Origin of the sequence: Promicromonospora sukumoe (assembly GCF_014137995.1) — a bacterium.
In the GTDB taxonomy this organism is placed as follows: Bacteria; Actinomycetota; Actinomycetes; order Actinomycetales; family Cellulomonadaceae; genus Promicromonospora; species Promicromonospora sukumoe.
Genome location: NZ_JACGWV010000004.1, coordinates 1 through 22980 on the forward strand (window position 1 = coordinate 1; position 22980 = coordinate 22980).

The following is a 22980-nucleotide window of genomic DNA, read 5'->3' on the forward strand; positions in this document are numbered from 1 at the left end:
CACCATCCTGAACAGCCCGTCCGACGGGTTCGAGCGGTCCGACGCGAACGGCCTCGGCCTGTACGTCCCGGCCGGCTCGGGCCGCGTCGCGGCCTACGACGTGCGCACCACCGTCCCCGCCGCCGACGCCGACCGCGTGTTCCCCGGGCTGCACCGCACCCTGACCGGCAAGGGGTACGACGACGCCATGGGCCCCGTCGCGAGCGAACCCTCCTCGTGGCGCGCTCGCGACGGGCGGGTCGCCTCGGTGCGCGACGGCGTGGTCACCGGCCGCAAGACGGGCACCACCATGGTGACCGCGGCATCCCTGAGCCGCTGGGGCCTCGCCACCGGCACCACCGAGGTGGAGGTCCTGGGCGACCTGGTCCGGACCGGCGTGGACACGCCGGTCGTCGGGCTGGAGGACGCCGACGCGACCGCGCCGCTGGTCCTGACCGGCTACGACGCCCAGGGCTTCGCCGCGCCGATCGAGGCGCAGGACGTCACGGTGACGGCCGTCGAGCCGGGCGAGCCCCGGATCGCCGGGGTGCGTGCGACCCGCGAACCGGTCGCCGAGCTGGTCCCCCGGGCCGACGGGTCCTTCGAGGTCCGGGCGCTCGCGGCGGTGGGCGGCACCACGTTCGAGCTGTCCGCGCCCGGCCCTCGCGGGACGGACCTGACCACCGAGGTGGCCGTGACGGTCAGCCTGGAGGAGGACGTCGTGGCCGACTTCGCCGACGCCGCCTCCTGGACCTCGGCCAACGACCGCGCCCCGGGCGGCACGCTCGCCCCGGCTACCGGGCACGACGGCGCGGCCGGGCTGCGCATGACCTACGACTTCACGCGGTCCACGGCGACACGCGGCCAGTACGCGGTGCTGCCCGAGGCCGCCGCGGGCGGGCGCGAGCTGCCCGGCGCGCCGCGCGCGGTGACGATGTGGGTGGACGGCGACGGTCACGGCGCCTGGCTGCGCCTCCAGGTGCGGCAGGGCGACGGCGTCGTCACGCAGCTCGACGGCCCCGAGGTCACCTGGACCGGATGGCGCCAGGTCACCTTCCCGGTGCCCGACGGCGTCGCGTTCCCCCTCAGGCTGCAGCGCGTGCGGGCGCTGGAGACGGCGGCGGGCGAGCAGTACACCGGCGCGCTGACGCTGTCGGCGGTCGCGGCGCAGGTGCCGCCCGCGGTGGACGCCCCCGAGGCGCCCCGGGTCGAGGACCCGGTCGTGGGCGCCGACGGCGCCACCGACGACGCGCCCTTGCGCGTCGCCGTCCTGTCCGACGCCCAGTTCGTGGCGCGCGACCCGGAGTCGGGTGCCGTGGCCGGTGCCCGGTCCGCGCTGCGCGAGATCGTGGACGACGATCCCGACCTGCTGGTCATCAACGGCGACCTGGTGGACGAGGCCGCCCCCGAGGACTTCGATCTCGCCCGGCGCGTCCTCACGGAGGAGCTCGCCGACGCCGACTTCCCCTGGTACTACCTGCCGGGCAACCACGAGGTGATGGGCGGCTCGATCGAGAACTTCGAGGAGGAGTTCGGCGAGCGGACCCGGGTGCTGGACATCCCGACGCCGGGCCCGCGGGGTTCCGGCCACCGGACGGGCACCACCCGGCTCGTCATGCTCGACTCGTCGGCCGGCCGGCTGGGCGCCGACTTCGCGCAGGTCCAGATGCTGCGCGAGGCCCTCGACGACGCCGCGACCGACCGCGCCGTCACCGGCGTGCTGGTGTTCGCGCACCACCCGCTCGACGACCCGCTGCCGACCAAGGCCAGCCAGCTCACCGACCGGCTGGAGGCCGACACGCTGCGCGGCTGGTTCGAGGACTTCGAGGAGACCTCCGGCAAGTCGGTCGCGTCGGTGGGCTCCCACGTGGGCGTGTTCCACGCGAGCACGCAGGACGGCGTCCCGTACCTGGTCAACGGCAACTCCGGGAAGAGCCCGGCGAGCACCCCGGCCGACGGCGGCTTCACGGGCTGGTCGATGGTCGGGGTGCGCCCGGCATCTGGCAAGGCCCCGGGAAACGTCCGGGGCAGCTTCCCGGGCGGCGGGTCCCGTGACCCGTGGCTCACCTGGGAGGTCAACGCCCGGGCCGAGCGCGTCACGGTCTCCGGCCCGACGGCGCTCGCGGTGGGCGCGTCCGCGCCTGCGTCCGCCGTCGTCGTGCAGGACGGGGACCGCGAGGTGCCGGTGGCGTGGCCCGTCTCGTCGGACTGGGGCGGCACGGGGGTGTGCGTCACGGACGAGCGGGGCCGGGACGCCCTGCGGGACTGCTCGCACGGCGCGGTGCTCGCGCTCGACCCCGCCACGCACGAGCTCACGGCCCTGCGGCCGGGCCGGGCCACGGTGACCGTCACGGTCAACGGCGCGCGCGGCGAGCTCATGGTCGCCGTGAGCCGGTAGATTTACCTCATGAGCAACTTCGAGGTGGCCCGCAGGCAGAAGCAGGAGCCCACGGCGGCGCTGGTGGTTCGCTTCATCGTGTGCTTCGCCCTGTTCCTGGGCGGGTTCGCGCTGATGGCCGTCGGCTCGCTCGGTGAGGCGGCGTCGTCGCCCTACCTGTTCGTGGGCGGCATCCTCGCCGTCTGCCTGTCGTTCGGCCTGCCGATGATCGGCGCCACCGAACGATAGAAGCACGCGCAGCGCCCGTCCGGTCCCGACCGGACGGGCGCTGCCGCATTTCTTCACCCACATCGTTCCTGACGCCCTGTCCGTGTTGGACAGCAGAAGCCTGACGGCGAGCGACCAGCTCGCCGGGACAGGCGCCGTCGAGCAGACAGGAACAGCCATGTCTCAGCACCGCACGTCCCGTACCGCCCTCCTCCGTCGGGGCCTGGTGGCGCTCGCCACCGCCACGACGCTCCTCGCCGGCGGCCTCGTCGTCGCCCCGTCCGCACAGGCCGTGCCCGTCGTCGACCTCGACTCGCGCGGCGGAACCGTCGTCAAGACCCGCATGGACGCGTGGGGGTCCGTGATCGAGGGCGACGTCACGACCGACAAGCTCTCGGCCGCCAAGGTCCGGTACGAGATCGACCTGGACTGGTCCGGCGGCAAGCTGAGCGTGAGCGACTTCGACGGCGTGGTGACGCTCCAGCGGGTCGGCGCCAAGCAGGTGCGCCAGTTTCCGGTGACCGTCGACAGGGACGGGAAGCGGAGCGGCACGATCAAGCTGCCCGGCACCCTGACGCCCGGTTCCTACCGGGTCGGCATCGAGTTCACCGCGCGGGTGAAGCGTCCCGACGGCCGGTCGATGTGGCACAGGGTCGACGTGAACAACGCGGAGACGGTGTCCGTGCGACGCGAGACGGTGCTGGACGCGTCGATCACCACCCCCCGGGCCACCGACGGCCGGTCCTCACGGATCACCGGCCGGGTCCGGGCCCTCAGCGTCAGCGCCGACGGCGACGTCTACTGGTCCACGCTGCGGAGCGGCACCGTGCAGCTCTCCTACTACCCCGGCGGTCTCTTCCGGAACGAGGCGGAGCCCGTCAGTGTCCGGCCGCTGACGATCGACCGGTACGGGAAGTTCACGACGGTCGTCCCCGCGCGTGACCGGATCTGGGTGCTCGATTACGCGGGCACGAAGCAGCTGAACCCGGACGGCCGCTTCGTCGTCCAGGGCCCTGAGCGGTCCTGCGGCTGCTGACGTCGGTCCGTCGAACAGGAGGGTCGCAGCCTGGTGCTGTGGCCCTCCTCTTCTCGTCCTCAACGTTCCTGTCGCCCCGTCCGTACCCGGTGGTGAGAGCCTGACGACGAGCGACGCGCACGCCGGGACAGGCACCACCGAACAGACAGGAAACCGTGATGTCCCTCCACAGCACGTCCCGCTCGTCCGCCCTCCGCCGGGGCCTGGTGGCGCTCGCCACCGCCGCGACGCTCCTCGCCGGGGGCCTGGTCGTCGCCCCGTCGGCGCAGGCCACCCCGCTCGTCGACACCAGCGAGCGGGCCGGCACCGTCGTCACGACCCGCATGCAGGCCAAGGGCTCGATCATCCGGGGCAACGTCGAGACGGACGAGCTCCACCCCGCCTACGTCACCTACTGGGTGAACCTGGACTGGACCGGCGGCGACCTGCAGGCGTTCGACGGTGTGGTCACGCTCCAGCGCGTCGGCGCGCGGCAGGTGCGCACGTTCCCGCTCACCCTGGACGCGGACGGGGACCGCAGCCGGAGGATCAAGCTGCCCGGGACCATTACCCCCGGGTCCTACCGCGTGGGCATCGAGTTCACCGCGACGGTCGAGCGCCGCGACGGCCGGCTGGTCGAGCACACGGTCGACGTGAACAACGCCAGGACCGTGCCCGTCCGGCGTACGAGCATGATCGAGGCGTCGATCTCGAACCCCACGGCCACCGACGGGCGCACCTCGCGGATCAGGGGAAAGCTGCTGGTCCTCGGGATCGCCGACGACGGCGACCTCACCTGGGACCCGATGCAGAGCGGCACCGTGCGCCTCTCCTACGACCCCGACGGCCCCTGGGAGGACCGTGCCCGGGAGGTGTTCGTGCGCGACCTGACCGTCAGCGGCGCCCACGGGACGTTCTTCACGCGCGTCGCCGCGCGTGACCGGTGGTGGAAGCTCACCTACGCGGGCAACGCCCAGTTCGCCGACTCCGTGCTGTGGCTTCCGCAGGGCGACCACTCGGGCTGCGGCTGCTGACGGACCCGGCCGGCGGCGGCACCCCCCGTCAGCCGCCCGGACCTGCTGAAAGAGGGCCGCAGCCCCGTGCTGCGGCCCTCTTTTTCACCCCGCCGCGCCGATGACGGGAGCGCCACGACACGCCGCTTCACCCGTTTGTCACAGGTTTGTTAGAACCATTGACAGATTATGACCCAAGTGAAAACGTGACCTGCACCACGACGAGAGGCAGGGAAGGTAATGGCCCAGTACAAGAGGCTTGGCGGGATCATGGTGATCACGCTTGCCGCGACGACAGGACTCACGGCCTGCGGGTTCGGCGGGTCCAGCGGCGAGGCGACCGGCGACGGGACGACCCTCGACCTGCTCGTCCCCAGCTACTCCGACGCCACCCAGGGCCTGTGGGACGACGTCATCGCCGGTTTCGAGGAAGAAAACCCGGACATCGACGTCAACCTGCAGGTCGAGTCCTGGGACAACCTCGAGTCCGTCATCGCCACCAAGATCCAGGGCGGCGACGCACCCGACATCTACAACGGCGGCCCCTTCGCGGGCTTCGCCGAGGACGAGCTGCTGTACCCGGTCGAGGACGTCACCTCCGACGAGACCTACGCCGACTTCCAGCCGACGTTCCTGGAGAACGCGCAGGTCGGCGGCACCACGTACGGCCTGCCCTTCATCGCCTCGGCCCGCGCGCTGTTCGTCAACGACGCCCTCCTGGAGGAGGCCGGCGCCGACGTGCCCGCCACCTGGGACGAGCTGCTCGACTCCGCCAAGAAGGTCTCCGAGCTCGGCGGCGGCGTGGCCGGCTACGGCATGCCGCTCGGCTCCGAGGAGGCGCAGGCCGAGGCCGCGGTGTGGCTATGGGGCGGCGGGGGCAGCTTTGGCGACTCCGAGGCCATCACGATCGACACCCCGGAGAACCTCCCGGGCGCCGAGTTCGTCAAGACGATGATCGACGAGGGCGCCACCCAGGCCGACCCCGGCGCCACCGACCGCAGCCCGCTGTTCGACATCTTCGTCCAGGGCAAGGTCGGCATGCAGGTGGGCCTGCCGCCGAGCGTCGGGCAGATCGAGTCGGACAACCCCGAGCTCGAGTACTCGATCCACCCCATCCCCACCGAGGACGGCTCGCCGTTCACGCTGGGCGTGGCCGACCACCTCATGGCGTTCCAGAACGACGGCGACAAGCAGGAGGCCATCACCGCCTTCTTCGACTACTTCTACACCGCCGACGTCTACGTGCCGTGGGTCCAGGCCGAGGGCTTCCTGCCCACCACCCTGTCGGGCTCGGAGCAGCTCGCCGGCGAGGAGGCGCTCGCGCCGTTCCTCGAGGTGCTGCCCGACGCGCAGTTCTACCCGACGACCAACCCCGACTGGTCCGCCACGGACTCCGCGTTCAAGGCGCTCTTCGGCCAGCTCGACGGGAAGAAGTCGGCCCAGGACGTCCTGACCGAGGTCCAGGAGCAGGTCGACGCGGGCTGACGCCCCGACGGACCGCCGTGCCCGGCACGGCTGACCACACGTAACGCCGAACCGAAAGCACGGGGAACTTGGTGAAGGACCTGATGAAGGCCCTGCCGTGGATCGGGCCCGCGGTCGCACTCATTGCGACCGTGGTCCTGTTCCCGGTCGGCCTGATGTTCTGGAACTCGACACGCGACATCAGCCAGAGCGGCGTCGACGGCGGGGGAGTGGGCCTCGCGAACTTCGCGACGGTCATCGGCTTCCAGTACTTCTGGCCGATCCTCGGGCGGACGGTCGTGTGGGTGGTCGTCGTCGTCGCCTGCACCCTGATCGGGTCGCTGGCGCTCGCGGCACTGCTGAACAAGGCGTTCCCGGGCCGCCGGCTCGTGCGGATGGCCGTCATCGTGCCGTGGGCGTCCAGCGTGGTCATGACGACGCTGGTGGTGCACTACGGCCTGGAGCCGTACTTCGGCATCATCAACTCGTTCCTCGTGGACGTCGGCCTGATCAGCACGCCGGAGGGCTACGGCTGGACCCGGCACCCCGGCACCGCGTTCGCGTGGGCCATGGCGGTGGCCGTGTTCGTGTCGCTGCCGTTCACCACCTACACGGTCCTCGCCGGGCTCCAGACGGTGCCCGGCGAGACCGTGGAGGCCGCGCGCATCGACGGCGCCAGCGGGTTCCGCACCTACTTCAGCGTGGTGCTCCCGCAGCTCCGCGGCGCGATCTCGGTGGCGGTGCTGATCAACATCATCAACGTGTTCAACTCGCTGCCGATCCTGCGCGTCATGACGGGGTCCATCCCCGGGTACGACGCCGACACCGTCATGACGATGATCTTCAAGTACATGCAGAACCAGCGGCAGATCGACCTGGCCAGCGCGCTGTCCGTCATCGCGTTCCTGGTGGTCATCGCCATCGTCGCCGTCTACGTGCGGGTCGTCCGCCCCCTGGAGGAGGTCTGATGACCACGATCACCGACCCGGGGACCACCCCGCGCGACGCGACCCGGCCGCCGTCGGGCGACCGGCGGCGGGTACGGAAGTACACGACCGACCAGGTGCCACTTGGCTCCGTGCTGCTGCGGGTGCTGGCCGGGCTCGTGGTGCTGGTGGTGTTCCTGCTGCCGTACCTGATCATGTTCTTCGGCTCCGTGAAGACGAAGGCCGAGATCAGGTCGGTCGACCCCACCTACTTCCCCACCGAGTGGCACTGGGACAACTACGTCACCATGTGGTCCACGCCCGAGACGCCGCTCGCGCAGAACCTGATCTCCACCCTGGTGATCTCGCTGTGCGCCACGCTGCTCGTGCTCGCCGTGGCGCTGCCCGCGGCCTACTACACGGCGCGGTTCCGGTTCCGGGGGCGGCTCGTCTTCCTGTTCCTCGTGATCGTGACCCAGATGGTGCAGCCCGCGGTGCTCACGTCGGGCCTGTTCCGCCAGTTCATCGCCCTCGGCATCCTCGACACGTGGCTCGCGATGATCCTGGTCAACGCGGCGTTCAACCTGTCGTTCGCCGTCTGGATCATGCACAGCTTCTTCGCGGGCATCCCCAAGGAGGTCGACGAGGCCGCGCAGCTCGACGGCGCCGGCACGTTCGCCGTCCTGACCAAGATCAACCTGCCGCTCGTCTGGCCGGGGATCGTCACGGCGGTCGTGTTCACGTTCGTCGCCTCCTGGAACGAGTTCGCGGCCTCGCTCGTGCTGCTGACGACGGCGGGCAACCAGCCGCTGTCGGTGGCGCTCACCAAGTTCGTGGGCCAGTACGAGACGTCGTGGCACTACGTGTTCGGGGTGTCCGTGGTGGCGATCGTGCCCGTCGTGATCCTGTTCATGATCATCGAGAAGCGCCTGGTGGGCGGCCTGGTGGCGGGGTCCGTGAAGTAGCGGACGCTGCGGGTGCGCGGTCCGTGGACCGGGGCGTCTCGACCGCCGGACGAATTCTGTCCCAGTGCTGGACAATCGCTTAGCATGGTGGCGATCCCATCCAGAGCGGTCGAGAGTCCTGGCTCCGTGACACCGCAGCAACCTGCCGACTTCCTGCCTCGTGGCCGTGGCGTGAGGACGTAAGGTGCTCACGCCAGGTTCGATGGAGCAGCCATGGTCGCCGAGGTACACCCGCACCGCCCCACGGTGTCGTTCGAGCTGATGCCTCCCCGCCGGCCCGACGCCGCGCCCAACTTCTGGGAGACGGCGCAGCGGCTCGTGGCGGCCCGCCCGGACTTCGTCTCCGTCACCTACGGGGCGGCCGGCGGCGACCGGGCGACGGCGCGCGAGGTGCTCGCGACGCTGCTGCGCGGTACGCCCGTGCTCCCGGTGGCCCACCTGACCTGCGTGGGCGCCTCCCGGGAGGACGTCTCCGCTGTGATCGAGGAGTTCCTCGAGGCCGGGGTGCGGTCCTTCCTCGCGCTGCGCGGCGACCCGCCGCGCGACGAGCCGGACTGGCGTCCGCCGGCCGACGGCGTGCGCTCCAGCGTCGACCTGGTGCGGCTGCTGCGCCAGGTCGAGGAGCGGCGCTGCGCCGCCGACGTCAGCACGGCGCTGCGCTCCGCCGCCCGTCCGCTGGCCATCGCCGTCGCGACGTTCCCGGACGGCAACCCCGGGGCGGGCACCACGCGCGAGCAGGAGGTGCGGCGGCTCCTGGAGAAGCAGGAGGCGGGCGCGAGCTTCGCAATCACGCAGTTCTTCTACCGGGCCGACTCCTACACCGGGTTCGTCGAGGCGGCCCGCGCCGCGGGCGTGACCATCCCGATCCTGGCCGGCGTCCTGCCGACGACGGAGGCGCGCCGGCTGCGCCGCGTCGAGGAGCTCACCGGCGTGGCGGCGCCCGCCGACCTCCTGCGGGACCTCGACCGGCTCACCGGCCCGGACGGCGCCGTCGACGCCGAGGCCCAGCACGCCCACGGCATCGAGTACTCCGCGGCGCTCGCGCGCGAGGTGCTCGACGCCGGAGCGCCCGGCGTGCACGTGTACACGTTCAACAAGCACCGCCCGGCCCTGGACCTCCTGGACCGCGTAGGCCTCACGGGCCGAGCCGCCGCCTAACCCCCTCGTTGAGTGCTGGGTATTCGCCCTTTTTCGCGCGCCGGAAGGGCGAATACCCAGCACTCAACGAAGCGGGGTCGGCATCTTGTGTCGGGGATATCCACGATGTGATGTACCCCGGGGTCGTGGGGGCGGCTGATACTACGGGTGAATTCGGCCCGTACCAGCGTGACCGACCCCGTGGAGGCCCCACCGTGCACGAACACGACCACAGCTCCACCGACTGCTGTCCCACCTCGCTCGGGCGGCGCGACCTGCTGCGCGGCGCCGTCGTCCTCGGCATCGGTGCCGCGGGCGCGACGATCGCGGCGCCCGGCGTCGCCGCGGCGGCACCCGCCGTCCCACCCTCTCTGGCGCCGGACCCCGAGGCGCCCGCCGACGCGCCGCCCGGCGCCGTCGCCGGGGTCGAGGTGGCCGCGCCGACCATCGCGAGCTGCGCCGGCTGGGGCGCCGCGGCGGCCCGCGGCACCATCGACGCCGTCGCGGCCAACCCGAACAAGATCCTGATCCACCACACGGCGTCGGCCAACGTCACCGACTACTCGCAGGCCGCCGGGTACCAGATCGCCCGCGACATCCAGCAGTGGCACTTCGCCAACGGCTGGGTGGACACCGGGCAGCACCTCACGCTGAGCCGCGGCGGGTACGTCATGGAGGGCCGGCACGGCTCGCTGTCCCGGCTGCAGAGCGGCAGCGGCACGGTGGTGGGCGCGCACGCCCCCGGCCAGAACAGCCAGGCCATCGGCATCGAGAACCAGGGCACCTACACGAGCGCGACGCCGCCGGCGCAGCTCTGGAGCCGCCTGGTCGAGCTGTGCGCCTACATCTGCGACCAGTACGGCATCGCGCCCACCCAGATCTACGGGCACCGGGACTACACGGCGACGGCCTGCCCCGGCGACGTCCTCTACTCGATGCTGCCGCAGCTCCGGTCCGAGGTGGCCGCGGCGCTGTCGGGGACCAGCTGGTCGGTCACCGTCGACAACACCTCGGCGGGCTTCTCCGCTGGCTCGTCCTGGCTGACGTCGTCCTTCTCGGGCGAGCGGTACGGCGCCGACTACCGCTACGCGACGCCCGCCGAGGTCAGCGACCTGGCGACGTACTCGGCGACGATCCCGTCGAGCGGCTCGTACCGCGTCGAGGCCTGGTTCCCGGGCATCGACGGCTACAACGCGTCGACGCCGTTCATCGTCTACACGGGCACCGGGTCGTCGACGATCCGCGTGGACCAGTCCACGGGCGGCGGGACCTGGCTCTCGCTCGGCACCTACGCGATGACGGCGGGCACCCGCACCGTGGTCGCCGTCAGCCGCTGGACCCAGGGCACGGCGTACGTCGTGGCGGACGCCATCAGGATCACGCGCCTCTGACGCCCCGCCCGCCCCTACGTGTCAGACCTACAGGTCCCCCGGGTGACCTGTAGGTCTGACACGGGCCTCAGTGCGGTGTCGGGGCCAGCGCGCGCAGCAGCTCGTCCGGCTCCGCGACGCCCACGAGCACCGACGACGCCCGGACCTTCCGCAGCACCTGCACCCGCGCCGCGGCCGGCCGGGACAGCTCGATCAGCACGGCGGGTGCCGCCATCGTCCGCACCAGCGAGACCCGGCCGGTCTCCTCGTCGAACCCGGCGCCGAGCTCCAGCGGCCGTGCCGGGGCGGCCCGGTACACGGCCGCGGAGACGACGTCGTCGAGCGCGACGTCGACCGCCGCCACCCAGCCCAGCCGCAGCCGGACGACGCCGTCCGCCACGCGGTGCCGCGACCAGAGCGGTGAGACGAACGCGGCCAGCAGGGCGGCCGTGAGCACGCCGGCGACGACGTCGACGGTCAGCGCGACCGGGCGCGGCAGCAGGGCGCCGGCGACCAGGTGCAGCACGAGCACCTCGACCACGCCCAGCGCCGCGACGCCGGCGACCAGCCCGAGCCACGGCCCGCGCCCGCCCAGCCCGAACGACCTGCTCGGGTCCGACGTCCGGCCCGAACCAGACGCCCGGCCCGAACCCGACAGCCTGCTCAGGCCGCGCTCACTCGGCACGCTCCTGGCCGCTCATCGCCTGGATGGACTGCATGACCTGCTCGGTCAGCTCGCGCCGCGCCTGTGCGGGCTTGGTGCCGGCCGCGATCTGCCGGGAGGGGTCGATCGGCGTCCCGAAGTGCAGCTCGACCCGGGCGAACCGCGGCATCTTGCCGATCGGCTTCACCTTGTCCGTGCCGAGCAACGCGACCGGGACCACGGGGGCCTTGCCGGTCAGGGCGAGCCAGGCGACGCCGGTGTGCCCCTTGTGCAGCTTGCCGTCCCGCGAGCGGGTGCCCTCGGGGTAGATGCCGAAGGCGCCGCCGCGCTGCAGCACGGCCAGCGCGTCCTCCAGGGACCGCTGCCCGGCGCGCGGGTCGTCCCGCTGCACGGGGATGTCGCCCATCTTGGTGAAGAACCAGCGCGACATTCGGCCCTTGATGCCCTTGCCGGTCCAGTACTCGGCCTTGGCCAGGAACGCGACGTGCCGCGGGGCCATGATCGGGATGAGCAGCGAGTCGATGAACGACAGGTGGTTGCTCGCGAGGATCACGGCGCCACGCTTCGGGATGTTCTGCAGCCCAGTCACGCGCGGGCGCAGGAGCACGAGCACGAGGATCGAGAGGATGAGCTTGAGGAACCGGTACGTCACCGGCCTATTGTGCACCCCCCAAGCACCGCTGTGGACTGGGTGTTATGTGGTGAAAAATACTAAAGAGACCTACAAGGTGCACACTCCGGTAGACGTGTCAGACGTACAGGTCACCCGGGTGACCTGTACGTCTGACACGTGGAGCGGGAGGGTCAGGCGTTCCCGTCGGCGCCCTTCTCGAAGGCGGCCGGACGCACCTGCACGGCGCGCACGCGGTCGACGTCGAGCTTGACGCTCCGGTCGAACCGGTAGATGCCGTTCTCCTCCTGGAACACGTCCGTGAGCTGCGTGTAGCAGTAGCCGAACATCAGCGGGTCGTCGATCAGCGGGTCCGTGAGGCCTGCGAACCGGACGTGGAACTCCTCCTCGTCCGCGACGCGCTGGCCGTAGCCCCACGAGTCGGGCGAGCTGCCCGAGGCGCTGGCCGCGGTCTCCGGGTTCCACCAGATGCCGCCGTACTCGCTGACGAAGTAGGGCTGACCGTTGTACGGCTGCGAGATCGGCGTGCCGTTGTCCCGCTCGTTGCCGTACGGCTTGCCCTCGGCGAGGCCGCCCACGAGCTCGGTGAACTTGGCCGGGTCCTGCTCGTACAGGTGCGAGTCCCAGACGTCCGTCTCGAGCACGCGGTGCGAGTAGCCGCTCGCGTCCAGCACGGGCCGCGACGGGTCCGCCACCTTGGTGGCGAGCCACATGGCGCGCGTCACGTCGTCGAGCTGCGTGATGCGGTCGTGCAGGTCCTGGTGGGTCTCGTTGAGCGGGCACCAGCCGATGATCGACGGGTGGTTGTGGTCGCGCTGCAGCGCCTCCAGCCACTCGGCGACGAACGACGTCGTCTGCCGCTGGCCGTCCTGCGGGGTGCCGTAACCGCTGACGCCCCAGTCGCCGAACTCGCCCCACACCAGGTAGCCCAGGCGGTCCGCGTGGAACAGGTAGCGCTCCTCGAAGACCTTCTGGTGCAGGCGCGCGCCGTTGAACCCGGCCTCCAGGCCCAGCTCGATGTCGCGCACCAGCGCGGCGTCGGACGGCGCCGTCATGAGCGACTCCGGCCAGTAGCCCTGGTCCAGGACCAGCCGCTGGAAGACGTGCTCGCCGTTGATCTTGATGGCCTGGCCGTCGATCGAGACGGACCGCAGGCCCGCGTACGAGCGCACCGTGTCCACGACGGCGCCGTCGGCGTCGCGCAGCTCGATGTCCACCCCGTACAGGTGCGGGTCCTCGGTGCCCCAGGTGCGCACGCGGTCCGCCGGGACGACGACGCGCAGCGCGGGCGCCAGGTCGAGGTCGGCGCGCGCGGTGGCGCTCGCGACCTCGCCGTCGGCGTCGGTCACCGTGACGGAGACCGTGTGGCCCCGGCGGTTAGCGGACAGCGGCACGACGACGTCGAACGCGGAGCTCGACAGGTCGGGCGTGATCCGCGGGCGGCGCACGTGCACGGCCGGCACGGGCTCCAGCCACACCGTCTGCCAGATCCCCGTGGTGCGCGTGTAGTTGCACTCGAAGTTGGCGTAGCGGTTGGACTGCTTGCCGCGGGCCTGCGGCCCGTGGCGCGTGTCCCGCGCCCGGACGACGACGGTGACCGTGTCGCCGGGGGCGGCGATGCCGTGCAGGTCGGCCGTGAACGGGGTGAACCCGCCGCGGTGCCGCACGACCTCGGTGCCGTCGACCCACACGGTCGCGTCGTGGTCGACGGCCCCGAAGTGCAGCAGCACGTGGGGGTCGTCGCCGACAGCGGACCAGTCCGCGGGCACGGTGATCTCGCGGCGGTACCAGACCGCCTCGAGGAAGTCCGTGTTCTCGATGCCGGACAGCTCCGACTCCGGGGCGAACGGCACGGTGATCTCGGCCTGGAGCGGCCGCTCGACAAGACCGCGCTCCAGACCGGAGTCGCCCGCGTCGATCTCGAACTGCCAGGTTCCGTTGAGGTTGAGCCAGCGGTCCCGGACCAGCTGGGGCCGGGGGTACTCGGGGCGCGGGACGGGGGTCGCCGTCGGCGCCCCGTCGGGCGAGAAGCGGTCGAGGAAAGTCATCAGCTGCTCCATTGCGTCTACGACAGGTGCGCGGTGATTCAACACGTCTTCCGACAAGAATGCAACGTTGTATCACTGGGAAGGCCCGGTGACGCCCCGGACCAGGGGCGTCACCAGGTCACGCGCGGCTGCTCTCCCGGACCAGCAGGCGGTGCGGCACGAGCTCGTCCACCGGGTCGACGCCGGGCTTCTCGAGCTGGGCGATGATCCGGTCCACCGCGGTCTCCGCGATGGCCCGCAGGTCCGGTGCCACGGTCGTCAGCGTGGGGTTCGAGAACCGCCCGTCCTCGGTGTTGTCCCAGCCCGTCACCGCGATGTCGTCGGGCACGCGCACCCCGTTCAGGCGCAGCGCGTGCAGCGCGCCGAGCGCGAGCTCGTCGTTGGCGCACACGATCCCGTCGATCTGGTCGATCCGGGGCAGCACCGACTCCACGGTGGCCGCGCCGGCCGGGCGCGAGAACTGCGGGCACTGGAGCACCCAGCGCTCGTCGACCTCCAGGCCGGCCGCGGTGTGGGCGTCGAGGAAGCCCTGCACGCGCTGCGCCCCCGTGCGGCCCGCGCCCGGCGGCTCGGCGCCGAGGAAGGCCAGCCGGCTCCGGCCGGTGTCGAGCAGGTGCGCCGTGACCTGTGCCGCCGCCGCGACGTTGTCGATGCTCACGTGGTCCGTCCGGCGCTCGCGGGCGGGGTCCGGGTCGGCCCGCTCGCCGAGCAGCACGAGGGGCACGGGCCCGCGGACCCCGTCGATCTCGGCCGGGGTCAGCTCCAGCGGCGAGAAGATGATGCCGTCGATCGCCTGGACGTCGAAGCCGCGCGCCACCTCGAGCTCGGTGTCGCGCGAGGACCGGGTCTCCTCGATGAGCACGCGGTAGCCGCGGGCGCTGCCGACGTCGATCACCTCGTGCGCCAGCACCGAGAAGTACGGCGCGTGCACCCACGGCACGGCGAGGGCGAGGGTGTTGGTGCGGCCCCGCCGGAGCTGGCGGCCCGCGAGGTTGGGGCGGTAGCCCAGCTCGGCGATCACCGCCTCCACCCGGGCCCGCGTGGCGTCACCGACCCGGCCCGTGTCGTTGACCACGTTGGAGACCGTCTTCCAGGAGACCCCCGCCGCCGCCGCTACCTCTTTGATCCCGACCCGTCGGCCACCGTTCTCGGACAAGCCTTCACTTCCTTCCGCACCGTGCCCTCTTGACTGGACGCCCGTCCTAGTCCATCGTGATCCAACGTTGGAGCGCAACGTTGCACCATTGGAGGTCGATGATGACCGTAGTACGAGGACGCGGTATCCCGGGCCAGGGAAGCCCCGTGGCCGCGTCGAGAGCCCGCAATCCTGTGGGTAGTTCCGGAGGGCTGAGCAGGCGAGACCTGCTCCGCGCGGCCCTCGTCGGGGCGGGCGGTGTCGCGCTCGGCGGCGCGCTCGCCGGTTGCGCCACCCCGAGCGCGGCAGGCTCGGGCAAGACCTCGGTCATGGTCTGGGACCTCTTCTCGGGCGGTGACGGCGCCCTGATGCAGGAGATGGCGGGAGTCGTCGCGTCGGCGAACCCGGACATCGCCGTCGAGACCACGACCCTCGCGTGGGGGCCGCCGTACTACACGAAGCTCGCGATGGCCTCGTCCGGCGGGCGACCGCCGGAGGCCGCCGTCATGCACATGTCCCGGCTGGCCGGGTACGCGCCGGGCGGGCTCCTGGAGCCGTTCGACCTCGAGGCGCTCGCCGCGCTGGGGATCCGCGAGGAGCACTTCGCGCCCGCCGTGTGGCAGAAGGCGCAGTTCGACGGCCAGCTCTACGCGCTGCCGCTGGACACGCACCCGTACATCGCGTTCCACAACCCCGACATCGTCCAGCAGGCCGGGCTCGCGGGCGCGGACGGGAAGCTGGACCTGTCGGCCGTCGCCGGCGCCGACAACTTCCTGGAAGCCGGCCGCGCGATGGCCGAGGTCACGGGCGAGACGGGCGTCAGCTGGGGCTACCAGCGCGACCCCGCCGGCTGCTGGCGCATGTTCTGGGGCCTCTACTCCCAGAACGGCGGCGGCTACGAGCTCACGCCGGGCCGTCCCGCGGCGCTCGACGAGGAGGCCGCCACCGAGGTCTTTGAGTTCCTCCAGGCCATGGTCGACGGCAAGGTCGCCGCCAAGAACCAGGACGGCAACGCCGCGTCCGGCCGCTTCATGTCGAACCGCACCGGTCTGATGTTCGCGGGCGAGTGGGACCTGCCGATGTTCCAGGGCGCTAACCCCGACGTCGGCGCCACGCAGTTCCCGGCGATCTTCGACACCCCGGCGAACTATGCCGACTCGCACGCGTTCGTGCTGCCCAAGCAGGGCACGCCGAACCCGGCCAAGCGCGAGGCGACGTACCGCGTGCTCGCCGGCCTCCTCAAGGAGGGCCTGACCTGGGCCTCGGCCGGACACATCCCGGCCTACCAGCCCATCGTCCAGGAGCCCGCCTACCAGGAGCTCACCCCGCAGCGCGACTACGCGCCCGCGGCCGAGGTCGCCGTCTTCGACCCCGACGCCTGGTTCACCGGCGGCGGCAGCGACTTCCAGACGCGCATGGCCGACGCCATGACCGACACCCTGGCCGGCAAGGCCCCGGCGCGCACCGCCGTGACCCGCATGCTGAGCGAGATGGACCGGTTCCTCTCCCAGCCCAACCCCGCCTGATCGAGAGGACGACGATGACTGTCTCGAACGCCGGCGTCACGGCGCCCCCCGGGCGGGCACTGCCCGACTCGCGGAAACCCTCCGGCCGTCCCGCCCCGCGCACCGCGGCGCGGGGCAAGTCCCTGCGTGAGCGGGACAAGTCCGGCTACCTGTTCGTCGCGCCGTTCGCCGTCGCGACCGGCCTGTTCCTGCTGCTGCCCACGCTGTACGGCCTGTGGATGAGCTTCACGAACCAGAGCCTCACGGGCACCGGCTCCGAGTTCATCGGCTTCGCCAACTACGCCGAGGCCTTCAGCGATCCCCAGGTCTGGCAGACCCTGTGGAACACCGTCTGGTTCACGATCCTGAGCACCGTGCCCCTGGTCGTCGTCGCCCTGGTCATGGCGCTGCTCGTGCACACGGGCCTGCCGGGCCAGTGGGTGTGGCGCATGTCGTTCTTCGCGCCCTACCTGCTGACCAGCGCGGTGGTCTCCTCGCTGAGCAGCTGGCTGTTCCAGCCCGACATCGGGCTGCTCGACACCTGGCTCGCGGGTCTCGGTCTCGGGCCCGTCGGCTGGCTCACCGACGAGAACGTCGCGATGTTCTCGATCGCCGCCGTCACCGTGTGGTGGACCGTCGGCTTCAACTTCCTGCTCTACCTGGCGGCGCTGCAGGGCATCCCCGCCCAGCAGTACGAGGCGGCGACGATCGACGGCGCGGGCGGCTGGCGCCGGCTGTTCTCCATCACCCTGCCCCAGCTGCGTCCGATCACCCTGGTCATCCTGGTGCTGCAGCTGCTCGCCTCGCTCAAGGTCTTCGACCAGATCTACCTGCTCACCGCGGGCGGGCCGAACGGCAGCACGCGGCCCATCCTCGAGTACGTCTACGACACCGGCTTCACCAACTACCGGCTGGGCTACGCGTCGGCGATCTCGTACGTGTTCTTCGCGCTGATCCTGGTGTTCACCCTGGTGCGGCTCCTGCCGTCGAAGAAGGAGGCCTGACGTGTCCGTCGCCGAACTTGTCGCAGACCGCCGGACCAAGGCGCTGCAGGAGCGTGCCGAGAACCGGGCCCTCACCAAGCTGACGATCGGGCCCTCCCCGTGGGTCCGTGTCGGTGCCCTCGCCGCGCTCGTCGTGCTCGCGGGCCTCTGGCTGCTCCCCGTCGCCTGGGGCGCCGTCACCAGCTTCAAGCAGGAGGCCGAGGCCGCCCTGCCGGCGTCGTGGTGGCCCACCATGGGCTGGACGGCCGACGCCTATCGCCAGGTGCTCAGCAACAGCGACCTGCTGATCTGGATGGGGAACAGCCTCGTCGTCGCGGTGCTCGTGACCGTGCTGACCGTGCTGATCTCCGCCATGGCGGCGTTCGCCTTCTCGCAGACGATCTTCAAGGGCCGCGGCCTGCTCCAGTGGCTGACCGTCGCCTCGATCATGATGCCCGGCCAGATCCTCATCGTGCCGCTGTTCCGGCAGATGCAGGTCATGGGCCTCGTGGACACGTTCGCGGGCATCGTGCTGCCGCAGATCGTGGCCCCCGTGATGGTGTTCATCCTCAAGCGGTTCTTCGACGCCATCCCGCAGGAGCTGCTCGACGCCGCCCGGATCGACGGGGCGGGCACGTTCCGGTTGTTCTGGACCATCGTGCTGCCGCTGTCGCGGTCGATCCTCGTGGCCGTGGCGATCTTCGTGTTCATCGGCGCCTGGAACAACTTCCTGTGGCCGTTCATCGTCACGACCGACCCGCAGTTCATGACGCTGCCCGTCGGCCTGTCCACCGTGAAGAACGCCTACGGCGTGCAGTACGCGCAGAACATGGCCTCCGCGATGATCGCGGCGCTGCCCCTGCTCGTGGTGTTCATGCTGTTCCAGCGCCGCATCGTCCAGGGTGTCGCGACCACCGGCATGGGCGGGCAGTAGTACGCGACAATCGGGTGTGGCCATTCCGACCCCCCGCCCTTCGCAACGCCCGCACCTCGCCGCGGTCGTGGAGGATCACCTCTACGCCGCGGCGGGGTGGGCGCTCGCCCGCGCCGGCTGGCGGCCCCGGCTGGAGGCGTACGCCGGGTACGGCACGCCGGACCGCGTCCGGGTGCTCGCCCGCGTGGTGCTCTCCCCGCAGCGCCCCGGCGCGCCGAACCGGGACGCGCTCCGCGCCGGCCGGCGCGGGTTCCGGCACTTCATGACCGTGCCCGCGCCCGAGAGGCGCGTGCGGATCCAGGTGGGCGGCCGCACGACGACGGTCACGAGCGACCGCGCCGGGTACGTCGACGTCGAGCTCGCCACCGACGAACCGCTGACCGACGGCTGGCACACCGCCCTCGTGACCTGCCTCGACGGGCCCGACCTCGGTGAGGCCGAGGCGCCGCTCCGGGTGCTCGACGAGTCCACGCGGTTCGGCGTGGTGAGCGACATCGACGACACGACGATGGTGACCGCCGTGCCCCGGCCGCTGCTCGCGGCGTGGAACACGTTCGTGCGGCACTCCAGCGCGCGGCGGGCCGTGCCGGGCATGCCCGAGCTGTACCGGAGCATCCAGCGCGCGCACCCCGACGCCGCCTTCTTCTACCTCTCGACCGGCGCCTGGAACACGGCGGGCACCCTGCGCGCGTTCCTCTCGCGCCACGCCTACCCGCCGGGCCCGCTGCTCCTGACCGACTGGGGCCCCACTCTCACCGGGTGGTTCCGCAGCGGCCAGGCCCACAAGAGGGCCAGCCTCGACCTGCTCATGTCGTGGTTCCCGCACGTCCGCTGGGTGCTGATCGGCGACGACGGCCAGCACGACGTCGAGATCTACCAGGACTACGCGCGCCGCCGTCCGGAGCAGGTGCGGGTCGTGGCGATCCGGCAGCTCACCGGCGGGCAGCAGGTGCTCGCGGGGAACGCGCCGCACGTCGGGAACGGGTCCCACGGCGGGAACGGGTCCCACGGCGGGAGCGGCTCGGGCGCCGGGAACGGCGCGCCCGCCGGGGCCGGCCCGGACGCCGGGACGGCGACGGCCGGGGCCGGCGGCTCGCCGGTGCCGACCGTCGCGGGTCCCGACGGCGACGAGCTGGGCCGCCGTCTCGCCACCGTGCCGGGCGTGCTCGACGACGGGGACCCCGCCTAGGCCCGGCGTCTCAGACCAGGCCTCTCAGACCCGGCCTCAGACCTGGTTCGCGCCGCCGTCGACGTAGAGGTTCGCGCCCACGACGTAGCTGCTCTGCTCCGAGGCCAGGAAGGCGATGGCCGCGGCGGCCTCCTCGGACTCGCCCATGCGCCCCTTGGGCACGGTCGCGGCGGCGTGGTCCCGGATCGCCGGCATCGCCTCCTCGCCACCGTTGACGGCGGTGCCGCCGGGGGTGTCGATCCAGCCCGGCGAGAGCACGTTGACCCGGATGCCGCGGCCCTTGAGCTCGTTGGACCAGGTCCGGGCGAACGACCGGAGGGCCGCCTTCGACGCCGCGTACGCGCCGAACGCCTCCATGCCGCGGTCGGCGGCCGTGGAGCCGGTCAGGATCACCGAGGCCCCGTCGCTCAGCAGCGGCAGCGCCTTCTGCACGGTGAACAGCACGCCTCGGGTGTTGACCCCGAAGGTGTGGTCGAAGTGCTCCTCGGTGGTCTGCTCCAGCGTCACGAACGCGCTGACGGCGGCGTTCGCCACGAGCACGTCCAGTCCCTGGCCGTGCGCCCGCACGGCCGCGTAGAGGCGGTCGAGGTCCTCGGGCTTCCCGACGTCGCCGACCACCCCGGTGGCCCGGTCCTCCCCGATGGTCTTCACGGCTGCCTCCAGCTCGGCCGCGCGTCGTCCCATGACGAACACGTACGAGCCCTCGTCCGCCAGCCGTACGGCGGTGGCGAGGCCGATCCCGGTGCTGCCGCCGGTGACCACCGACGTCTTGCCCTCGAGCTGTCCCATGGGTGTCTCCATCACTCTCTTCAGCGGTCTGATCCGGTCGAGCCCTTCGGCCCGGTCTCGATCCTGCGCGAGCGATGTCGTACGATCCATAACGCACAGTCCAAGGTTCTTTACGCATCGTCCAGGAGGCACTCGATGCTCGGTTTTCAGGACCCGGTCGCGGACGCGATCGGCCTGCTCCGGCCCCGCACGGTGGTCGGGCCCAGCCTCCGGGCCGTGGGGGAGTGGGCGCTGCGCTTCGAGCCGTTCCTGCACGTGCGGATCGGCGGCGTCGTGCACGGGTCGTGCTGGCTGATCCTGGAGGGGCAGGAGCCGGTGCTCCTGCGGGCGGGCGACACCTTCATGCTCGGCAACCCGCCGCCCTACGTGCTGGCCGGCACGCCCGACGCGCGCCCGCGCCCCGCGGAGCAGGCCTGGGCGACCGCCGAGGACGGGCTCGTGCGGATCGGCCCGGAGTCCGAGGACGACGTCTACATCTGCGTCGGGCACATCGGGTTCGACGACGACAACGCCGCCCTCCTCACCGACCTGCTGCCGCCGCTCGTGATCGTCCGCGCGGGCGATCCCCACGGCGGGCGGCTCGCGCAGCTCATCGACCACCTGGCCACCGAGGTCGGGGTCGCCGCGGCCGGCGGCCCGCTGGTGCAGAACCACCTCGCCCAGATCCTGCTGGTGCACATGCTGCGTGCCCACGCCGGCCAGACCGACCGGCCCACGGGCTGGCTCGGCGCCCTGAACGACGACGGCATCGGCGCCGCCCTGCGCGCCGTGCACGCGGACGTGGCGCACTCGTGGACGCTCAACGAGCTCGCCGGCATCAGCCACATGTCACGGTCCGCGTTCGCCCAGGCCTTCAAGAGCCACGTCGGGGTGCCGCCGCTGGAGTACCTCATCCAGTGGCGCATGAGCCTCGCGCGTGACGCCCTGGTGCGGGACACGCTGTCGATCTCCGAGCTCACGCAGGCCACCGGCTACCAGTCCGAGAGCGCGTTCAGCACCGCGTTCCGCCGCGTGGTGGGCTCGTCGCCCGCGAAGTTCCGGGACGAGGCGCGGAGGGACTACGCGGTTTCTTCCACCGTCTGAACCTGCGGTTCTGCTCATCCCCTTCGAGACCTAAGTTTCTTCGCTTTCGGCCGCTCCAAAGCGAAGAAACCTAGGTCTCAAAGGAGAGACGGCTCAGGCTCTACCTTTGCCGCCTGAGCCTGCGGTTCCGCTTCGGGCGGGTGCCTCGTTCCTCGGCCCCCACCCTGCGCTGCATCTCCGGCTCAGGCGGTGACCAGGTAGTCGTCCGCGTCGTCGTCCCAGGCCAGGGAGACCGTGCCCGCGGCCTCCGCCGCCTTCGCGAACTGGAGGAACCCGCGGAAGCCGAGCGCCTTCTCGGAGAAGTCCGGGCGACGCTTGCGCACCGCGTTCTTCAGGCCGGACAGCGCGGCCGAACCGTTGGAGTCCTGCACGACGTCGCGCAGCAGCGCGAAGGCCGCGTCGGTGTCGCCCTGCTCGGGCAGCGACACCTCGGGGTCGCCCGCCGAGGGGCCTGGCGCCAGCTCCACGAACCCGCGGTCCGCGAGGAACCGCAGGAACTCGCCGAACGTGCGGAACCCGTAGTCCGACTCGCTGAACGTGGCGTCCTTGCGCAGCAGCGTCCGCTTGAGGGCGGACGCGGTGACGGCGCCGCTGGTGGACGACTGCAGGTCGCCGAGCGTCTGCGCCACCCGGACCTCCATCGGCGCGTCGCTCGTGCCCGACCCGTCCTCCTCCTGCTCGGCCTCGATGACGGCCTCGATCTCGGCCTCGGCCTGCTCCAGGGCCTCGGCGGGCACCGGAGCGGGCTCCGCCTTCTTCCGCCGCCGGGTCGCGGGCTTCGTCTCGGCCTCGGCCGGTGCCTCGGCGGACGTCTCGGGTGCGTTCGCGTCGGCGACGGCCTCCGCGACCGCCTCCGCGGCCTTGGCGCGGCGCGACGTCGCCGGAGCCTTCTGCGCCGTGGCGCGCTCCGCCGTGCCGGACTTGCGGGCACGCGAGCCGCGCTTGGGGGCCGGGGCGCCCTGGTCCTCGTCGGGCACCTCGACGCCCTCGAGGCGGTCGTAGAAGAGGAACTCGTCGCACGCGGCCGGCAGCAGGCGCGACGTCGACTTCTCGACGCCGACGCCGATGACGCGCTTGTTCAGCTCGCGCAGCTTGTGGACCAGCGGGGAGAAGTCGCTGTCGCCCGTGCACATCACGAACGTCGAGATGTAGTCGCGCTCGAAGGCCATCTCGATGGCGTCGACCACCATCTTGATGTCGGCGGCGTTCTTGCGGGAGGCCCCCATCCGCTGGGTCATCTCGATGAGCTCGACCTGGTGCCGCGTGAGCATGCGGCGGTCCTCGTCGAAGTAGGACCAGTCCGCGTACGCCCGGCGCGCGACGACGCGGCCGCGCACGGCCAGCGCGTCGGCGATCGGGCCGAAGTCGAACTGCATCCCGCCCAGGTGTTCCCGGGCGCCGAGCGCCAGGTTCTCGTAGTCGATGAAGACTGCCAGGCGTTCTTCGAGGTCCATGCCCGCCACTCTAGGGGGTCCTCAGCGACGGAGCGGTCGGAGCCGCGCTCGCCCGACGCTCCGCAGGACGAAATGACGAGCGGGTGAAAAG

The 22980-nt window shown here is 71.7% G+C and carries 20 protein-coding genes and 1 riboswitch; of the genes, 14 read left to right on the forward strand and 6 right to left on the reverse strand.

The annotated features are described in order from the left end of the window. From FHX71_RS28430 to FHX71_RS28470, 9 genes are all read left to right on the forward strand, one after another. Positions 1–2377, forward strand: a 2377-nt coding sequence (locus FHX71_RS28430) for a metallophosphoesterase family protein (protein WP_182620882.1), incomplete at its 5' end; no start/stop codon positions are given. A 9-nt stretch (positions 2378–2386) separates the two neighbouring features. Beyond that, entirely contained in the window at positions 2387–2605 is a 219-nt protein-coding gene (locus FHX71_RS28435) for a hypothetical protein (protein WP_182619912.1), read from the forward strand. A 157-nt stretch (positions 2606–2762) separates the two neighbouring features. Further along, on the forward strand, positions 2763–3620 hold the full coding sequence (locus FHX71_RS28440) for a hypothetical protein (RefSeq protein WP_182620883.1): 858 nt from the start codon (positions 2763–2765) through the stop codon (positions 3618–3620). A 158-nt stretch (positions 3621–3778) separates the two neighbouring features. Continuing rightward, complete coding sequence (locus FHX71_RS28445) at positions 3779–4633, forward strand: hypothetical protein (protein ID WP_182620884.1); 855 nt, start codon at positions 3779–3781, stop codon at positions 4631–4633. Positions 4634–4882: 249 nt separating this feature from the next. Further along, positions 4883–6097, forward strand: a complete 1215-nt coding sequence (locus FHX71_RS28450) for an extracellular solute-binding protein (RefSeq protein WP_246403740.1) — start codon at positions 4883–4885, stop codon at positions 6095–6097. A 71-nt stretch (positions 6098–6168) separates the two neighbouring features. After that, positions 6169–7044 carry a carbohydrate ABC transporter permease gene (locus FHX71_RS28455; protein WP_312877253.1) on the forward strand — a complete coding sequence of 292 codons (876 nt, stop codon included), beginning with the start codon at positions 6169–6171 and terminating at the stop codon, positions 7042–7044. After that, complete coding sequence (locus tag FHX71_RS28460) at positions 7044–7967, forward strand: carbohydrate ABC transporter permease (protein ID WP_220490652.1); 924 nt, start codon at positions 7044–7046, stop codon at positions 7965–7967. The genes FHX71_RS28455 and FHX71_RS28460 overlap by 1 nt, the downstream gene beginning before the upstream one ends. A 93-nt stretch (positions 7968–8060) precedes the next feature. Then, a riboswitch (SAM riboswitch) is annotated at positions 8061–8176 on the forward strand. 4 nt (positions 8177–8180) lie between these two features. Continuing rightward, a complete protein-coding gene (locus tag FHX71_RS28465; RefSeq protein WP_182620886.1) occupies positions 8181–9125 on the forward strand; it encodes a methylenetetrahydrofolate reductase in 945 nt (314 codons plus the stop codon). Positions 9126–9319: 194 nt separating this feature from the next. Beyond that, on the forward strand, positions 9320–10495 hold the full coding sequence (locus tag FHX71_RS28470; protein ID WP_182620887.1) for a golvesin C-terminal-like domain-containing protein: 1176 nt from the start codon (positions 9320–9322) through the stop codon (positions 10493–10495). Positions 10496–10562: 67 nt separating this feature from the next. Here FHX71_RS28470 and FHX71_RS28475 read toward each other — a convergent pair whose 3' ends face one another. The 4 genes from FHX71_RS28475 to FHX71_RS28490 form a co-directional block, all read right to left on the reverse strand. After that, a complete protein-coding gene (locus FHX71_RS28475) occupies positions 10563–11159 on the reverse strand; it encodes a hypothetical protein (RefSeq protein WP_182620888.1) in 597 nt (198 codons plus the stop codon). Then, positions 11149–11790, reverse strand: a complete 642-nt coding sequence (locus FHX71_RS28480; RefSeq protein WP_182620889.1) for a lysophospholipid acyltransferase family protein — start codon at positions 11788–11790, stop codon at positions 11149–11151. The genes FHX71_RS28475 and FHX71_RS28480 overlap by 11 nt, the downstream gene beginning before the upstream one ends. 152 nt (positions 11791–11942) lie before the next feature. Continuing rightward, the gene (locus tag FHX71_RS28485) at positions 11943–13817 is read right to left on the reverse strand and encodes a glycoside hydrolase family 2 protein (protein ID WP_246403743.1); all 1875 of its coding nucleotides are present in this window, start codon (positions 13815–13817) and stop codon (positions 11943–11945) included. Between the two features lie 118 nt (positions 13818–13935). After that, positions 13936–14973 (reverse strand): LacI family DNA-binding transcriptional regulator, encoded by a 1038-nt coding sequence (locus FHX71_RS28490; protein ID WP_182620891.1) that lies wholly within the window; start codon positions 14971–14973, stop codon positions 13936–13938. Positions 14974–15146: 173 nt separating this feature from the next. On the opposite strand from FHX71_RS28490, the gene FHX71_RS28495 reads away from it, so the two are divergent. From FHX71_RS28495 to FHX71_RS30260, 4 genes are all read left to right on the forward strand, one after another. Continuing rightward, positions 15147–16478: an extracellular solute-binding protein gene (locus FHX71_RS28495; RefSeq protein WP_312877254.1), complete on the forward strand. Its 1332-nt coding sequence runs from the start codon at positions 15147–15149 to the stop codon at positions 16476–16478. Positions 16479–16492: 14 nt separating this feature from the next. After that, positions 16493–17461 (forward strand): carbohydrate ABC transporter permease, encoded by a 969-nt coding sequence (locus FHX71_RS28500; protein ID WP_182620892.1) that lies wholly within the window; start codon positions 16493–16495, stop codon positions 17459–17461. A gap of 1 nt (position 17462) precedes the next feature. Further along, the gene (locus tag FHX71_RS28505; RefSeq protein WP_182620893.1) at positions 17463–18374 is read left to right on the forward strand and encodes a carbohydrate ABC transporter permease; all 912 of its coding nucleotides are present in this window, start codon (positions 17463–17465) and stop codon (positions 18372–18374) included. Positions 18375–18441: 67 nt separating this feature from the next. Next, positions 18442–19563 carry an App1 family protein phosphatidate phosphatase gene (locus tag FHX71_RS30260; RefSeq protein ID WP_312877255.1) on the forward strand — a complete coding sequence of 374 codons (1122 nt, stop codon included), beginning with the start codon at positions 18442–18444 and terminating at the stop codon, positions 19561–19563. A 36-nt stretch (positions 19564–19599) separates the two neighbouring features. Here FHX71_RS30260 and FHX71_RS28515 read toward each other — a convergent pair whose 3' ends face one another. Further along, the gene (locus FHX71_RS28515; RefSeq protein ID WP_182620895.1) at positions 19600–20352 is read right to left on the reverse strand and encodes an SDR family NAD(P)-dependent oxidoreductase; all 753 of its coding nucleotides are present in this window, start codon (positions 20350–20352) and stop codon (positions 19600–19602) included. A gap of 135 nt (positions 20353–20487) precedes the next feature. On the opposite strand from FHX71_RS28515, the gene FHX71_RS28520 reads away from it, so the two are divergent. After that, on the forward strand, positions 20488–21435 hold the full coding sequence (locus FHX71_RS28520; RefSeq protein ID WP_182620896.1) for an AraC family transcriptional regulator: 948 nt from the start codon (positions 20488–20490) through the stop codon (positions 21433–21435). A 182-nt stretch (positions 21436–21617) separates the two neighbouring features. On the opposite strand, the gene FHX71_RS28525 is transcribed toward FHX71_RS28520, so the two are convergent. Further along, complete coding sequence (locus FHX71_RS28525; RefSeq protein ID WP_182620897.1) at positions 21618–22889, reverse strand: NYN domain-containing protein; 1272 nt, start codon at positions 22887–22889, stop codon at positions 21618–21620. Positions 22890–22980 lie beyond the last annotated feature (91 nt).